Here is a 5,397-nt window from a genome sequence, read left to right on the forward strand (position 1 = left end):
CGAGTCCCGTCCACTCCGCCATTATTCTGTTTAATCTCCCTGTCTTATAGCTTTGCTTTCCCATTTTGTCCATTACAGTACGCCTGTATTTCCGTGATCACAGTTTGTTTCACATTTTTACCCTGCAGATCATGCTTTTTGCCGTTTAACTCTTGAGCCAAAGCTTTCCTGGGGCTAGAGTATTGTCACCAAAATCACAATGACATAACAAAGACAACGGGAGATACCCATGCGTAAAACTTTACTGGCTGTAGCTGTGGGCGCAGCAGTATCGTTGGGAGCTTGCAGTGATGCAAATAACTCATCAACTACTGAAAACCAAGCTGCATCTGCTGACAGCAGTCAACAAGCAACAGCATCAAACCCTTTCTTCGAGGCAAGCTCATTGCTTTATCAAGCTCCTAATTTTGATGCCATTGAGTTCAAACATTTTGAACCTGCATTTGAGCGTGGTATGGAAGAGCACATGGCCGAGATTGAGGCTATTGCGACAAACTCAGAAGATCCTACGTTCCAAAACACCATTGTTGAGATGGAAAAAGCGGGAGAAATTCTTAGCCGCGTAAGCTCAGTATTTTATAACCTTTCATCTTCTAACAGCAGCGATGAAATTCGTGACTTACAAGGTAAGTTAGCACCTAAGATGGCGTCGCACCGTGACAATATCATGCTAAACGCAGACTTATTTGCGCGGGTTAAGCAGTTATTTGATAACCGTGAATCATTGGAACTGGACTCTGAATCTGAGCGTTTGCTGGAAGATACTTATAAAGGCTTTGTTCGTGCTGGTGCGGAACTGAACGATGAGCAAAAGCAGCAAATCCGGGATATCAACAAGGAACTTTCAAGTTTAACCACTGAGTTCCAGAAGAGCTTGATGGCGTTGACGCAGGAAAACGTTATTGTCGTAGATACTAAAGAAGAGTTGGCCGGATTAAGCGACAGCCAGATTGCTTCTTTGGCAAGTGCGGCAGAAAGTCGTGATATGCAAGGCAAGTATGCAATTACTCTGACAAACACCACTCGTCAGTCAATTCTTACTGATCTGGAAAATCGCGAATTACGTCAGAAAATCTGGGAAACCTCAGCGAATCGTGGCTCAGGTAATACCGCGACTGATACTCGTCCTATGGTTCAGCGTTTAACTAAGCTTCGTGCCGATAAAGCAAAACTATTAGGCTATGACAGCTGGGGTGACTACGTACTAGCCGATAACATGGCGGGTACTCCAGAAGCTGCTCAGTCAATGCTGCGTGACCTGGTTCCGGCTGTTGTCAGCAACGTAGAGAAAGAAGCGCAAGAAATTCAGGCAATGATTGAAGCAGAAGGCGAAGATTTCGAATTGAAGCCTTGGGACTGGTTCTATTACGCTGAGAAAGTGCGTGAAGAGAAATACGCAATTGACGCAGACGAAGTAAAACAATACTTCGAATTTAACCGCGTATTAGAAGACGGTGTCTTCTACGCAATGAACCAATTGTTTGGTATAACCTTTGAAGAGCGCAACGACATTCCGGTTTATCATGACGAAGTGGTTGTGTATGAAGTAAAAGACGTTGACGGCTCAAGTATTGGCTTGTTCTATGCCGATTACTTTACTCGCGACAGCAAGCGTGGCGGTGCCTGGATGAGCTCATTCCGTACTCAGTCTGAGCTGATGAACCAGAAGCCGGTTATCCTGAACAACATGAACATCACTAAAGCGCCGGAAGGTGAACCAACCTTAATCAGCTTTGATGAAGTATCAACTATGTTCCACGAAATGGGACATGCCTTGCATGGTATGTTCTCTGACGTTAAATACCCGTCTCAGGCTGGTACTTCAGTACCTCGTGACTACGTAGAGTTTCCATCCACTTTCCAGGAAGACTGGACACTGAACGAAAAAGTTATCGCGAAGTATGCGAAGCATTACGAAACCGGTGAGCAGATACCTGACGAACTGCTGCAAAAAGTACTGGATGCACGTAACTTCAATCAGGGCTTTGATACCTTAGAGTATCTCTCTGCTGCATTACTAGACCTTGAATACCACACTGTGGAGCCAGGAACTGAGATTGACGACGTTGCGGCATTTGAGCAAGAGGCACTGGAGAAAAACGGTGTAGCCGTTGAAGCTGTACCACCACGCTACCGTTCGACTTACTTTGCTCACGTATTTGCCGGCGGTTATTCAGCAGGCTACTACGCATATATGTGGAGTGAAGTATTGGCTGCCGATGCGTTTAAGCATATGGGAAATAATGGTGGTCTGAGTCTTGAAAATGGTCAGGCTTTCCGTAAGGAAATTCTGTCACAGGGCAGCAGCAAAGACCCAATGCAGCAGTACATCGACTGGCGCGGTCAGGAACCGACTGTTGAAGCTCTGCTTGAACGTCGCGGATTGACAGACCCAAGTATCGACTAAGTCATACTGAAATAATTTCGACTGAACAGTCGTTATCTAAAGCCACTGGCGTTATCATCGTCAGTGGCTTTTTTATTATCTGCAGATAGGCGAGGCACAAATGCAAGAACGGATTGTCATTGTTGGTGGTGGTGCAGGTGGACTGGAATTAGCGACCATGCTGGGGAGAAAGCTGGGTCGTAAAAAGAAAGCAAAGATTACCTTAATTGATCGTAATAGCACTCATTTATGGAAACCGCTATTACACGAAGTTGCTTCAGGTGCGTTAGATTCGCGCCTGGCTGAGCTGGATTATCGCGGGCAAAGCGCTCGCGAAGGCTTTCAGTTTCTGGTTGGCACTTTAGAGTCGGTGGATAAAGATGAAAAGTCGATTCAATTAGCGGCGATAAAAGATGAACAGGGTCATGAAGTGTTAGCGCCGCGAAGCATTCACTACGATAGATTAATTCTTGCGATAGGCAGTGTTACCGCGGACTTTGGAACTCCCGGAGTTGGTGATCACTGTTATTTCCTGGATTCATTGCGCCAGGCAGATGAGTTTCACGAACACCTGCTAAATGAATTCTTACGGGTAAATCAGTCAATTGAAGATGGTAAGGAAACGAAATTATCGTTGTCTATCGTTGGCGGCGGCGCTACTGGGGTTGAATTGGCGGCGGAGTTAATTCACTCGGTTTCGTTGCTATCGATTTATGGTTTGTCTTATCTGGACCAAAAGCATTTTGAAGTACGTTTAATTGAAGCCGGTAAAAGATTATTGCCTGCTTTGCCTGAACGCCTGTCGAAGTCAGTGGAGAAAAAACTAAAGTCGCTTGGCGTCGAAGTTATTCTGGATAACCCAGTGACAGAGGTTAAAGAAAACACACTAGTTCTGTCGGAAGGCGAACCGATTCAGGCAAATCTAATGGTTTGGGCGGCAGGAGTCCGGGCGCCGGATGTGGTTAAGGAATGGGGCCTGACTGTTAGAAAAAATAATCAGATTGAAGTTAACGAGTACCTTCAGTCGGTATCTGATCAAAGTATTTATGCCATAGGCGACTGTGCGGGCTGCAAAATCGATGATGAGCGCTGGGTGCCGCCCAGAGCACAGTCTGCGCATCAAATGGCAGAGTGCTTGTATGACAATATTGTTCGTGAATACAAAGGCAAGTCAGCCAAAGCATTTAAGTATAAAGATCGCGGCTCGTTAGTTTCATTAAGTCGTTTTTCTGCTGTTGGCAACCTGATGCAAAGTAAAAGTTTATCAATGTCGCTTGAAGGCACGCTGGCGCGTTGGGCTTACGCCAGTTTATACCGGATGCACCAGAGAGCCCTACATGGCTGGTGGAAAATGTTGCTGTTGTTGATGGTGGATAAACTGAACCATGTGGTAAAACCGCGCCTGAAGTTACACTGACGATATACTTCGAAAGCCGCTTAAGGCACAATAAAGGCCATAAAATGATAACGAAAAAAGCCAGACAGTATTCGTAAAATGACTGCACCAAACTTTGTTCACCTAAGAATTCATAGTGACTTTTCCATGATAGATGGCCTGGCGAAAGTTGGGCCCATTTGTGAAGCGGTTGCTGATGCCGGTATGCCGGCGTTGGCCATTACTGACCAAATGAACTTTTGTGGTTTAGTCCGCTACTATGGCGCGGCGCATAAGTTAGGGTTAAAACCTTTAATTGGCTGCGACTTTTGGGTTCAGGCCGATTACCCGGAGTCCGAGCTTTTTCGGTTAACCGCCCTGGCGATGGACAATGAAGGTTATCAGCAAATTACACAGCTGATTTCAAAGGCGTATTTAAGAGGTAATATTAAAGGTAAGCCAGTTATCGATAAGGACTGGCTTAAAGAGCACAACGAGGGCATTATCCTTCTGTCGGGCAGTCGGCAAGGAGATGTTGGGCAGGCTCTGATTAAAGGGCATGACAGCCAACTTGATCTTGCTCTGGATTTTTATCAGCAGTACTTTCCAAATCGCTATTATCTTGAGTTGGTGCGTACAGGGCGCCCTCAGGAAGAAGATTACCTGCATAAAGCGGTTGCCTTAGCTGGTCAAACGGAACTCCCTGTCGTTGCGACTAACGAAGTTGTTTTTCTTAAAGAAGAAGACTTCGACCCGCACGAAATTCGAGTAGCCATTCATGACGGTTACCAGCTAGAAGACAAGCGCCGTCCTAAAAAATATTCTCCGCAGCAGTACCTTCGTTCCAGCGAAGAAATGATAGAGCTGTTTTCTGATATTCCTGAAGCAATAGAAAATACGGTTGAGATAGCCAAACGTTGTAATGTTACTGTGCGTTTAGGGGAGTATTTTCTTCCTAAGTTTCCAACGGGCGACCTGACTACTGAAGCGTTTCTCATCAAAGCTTCAGAAGAAGGTCTGGAAGAGCGTTTAGAGTTTTTATTTCCAGACGCAGAGGAACGGCAACAAAAGCGTCCTGAATACGATGAACGGCTGAAACGCGAGCTGGGCGTTATTAACGATATGGGCTTTCCTGGCTATTTCCTTATCGTTATGGAGTTTATTCAGTGGAGTAAAGATAACGGTATACCCGTAGGACCGGGCCGGGGCTCGGGTGCTGGCTCTTTAGTGGCTTATGCGCTTAAAATCACGGATCTTGATCCGCTTGAGTTTGACCTGCTTTTTGAACGATTTTTAAACCCAGAACGGGTTTCCATGCCCGATTTCGATGTCGACTTCTGTATGGATCGCCGTGACGAGGTTATTGACCACGTAGCGGATCTTTACGGGCGTGCAGCGGTCTCGCAGATTATTACTTTTGGCACCATGGCGGCTAAAGCGGCCATCCGTGACGTTGGCCGGGTGCTGGGCCATCCTTACGGTTTTGTCGACAGAATTTCAAAGCTGGTACCGGGTGACCCGGGCATGACTCTGGCTAAAGCCTTTGAGGTAGAGCCTCAACTTGGTGCTGCGTACGAGCAAGACGAAGAAGTTAAGGCCATTATAGATATGGCCCGTATTCTGGAAGGTGTGACCC

The 5,397-nt window shown here is 46.2% G+C and carries 3 protein-coding genes; all 3 read left to right on the plus strand.

From position 1 onward, the window contains the following. Positions 1–229 precede the first annotated feature (229 nt). Positions 230–2,407 (plus strand): M3 family metallopeptidase, encoded by a 2,178-nt coding sequence (locus B3180_RS00180; protein ID WP_278358778.1) that lies wholly within the window; start codon positions 230–232, stop codon positions 2,405–2,407. 100 nt (positions 2,408–2,507) lie between these two features. Next, entirely contained in the window at positions 2,508–3,803 is a 1,296-nt protein-coding gene (locus B3180_RS00185) for an NAD(P)/FAD-dependent oxidoreductase (RefSeq protein ID WP_199494177.1), read from the plus strand. A 78-nt stretch (positions 3,804–3,881) separates the two neighbouring features. Next, the coding region (dnaE, locus tag B3180_RS00190; RefSeq protein ID WP_286842146.1) for a DNA polymerase III subunit alpha at positions 3,882–5,397 on the plus strand (1,516 nt) is incomplete at its 3' end.

The organism is Idiomarina sp. UBA4206 (assembly GCF_002383015.1).
In the GTDB taxonomy this organism is placed as follows: domain Bacteria; phylum Pseudomonadota; class Gammaproteobacteria; order Enterobacterales; family Alteromonadaceae; genus Idiomarina; species Idiomarina abyssalis.

What these genes read in the sequence shown, in the direction of transcription:
- B3180_RS00180 (WP_278358778.1), top strand. Translation starts at nt 230, where the DNA reads ATGCGTAAAACTTTACTGGCTGTAGCTGTGGGCGCAGCAGTATCGTTG.
- B3180_RS00185 (WP_199494177.1), top strand. Translation starts at nt 2,508, where the DNA reads ATGCAAGAACGGATTGTCATTGTTGGTGGTGGTGCAGGTGGACTGGAA.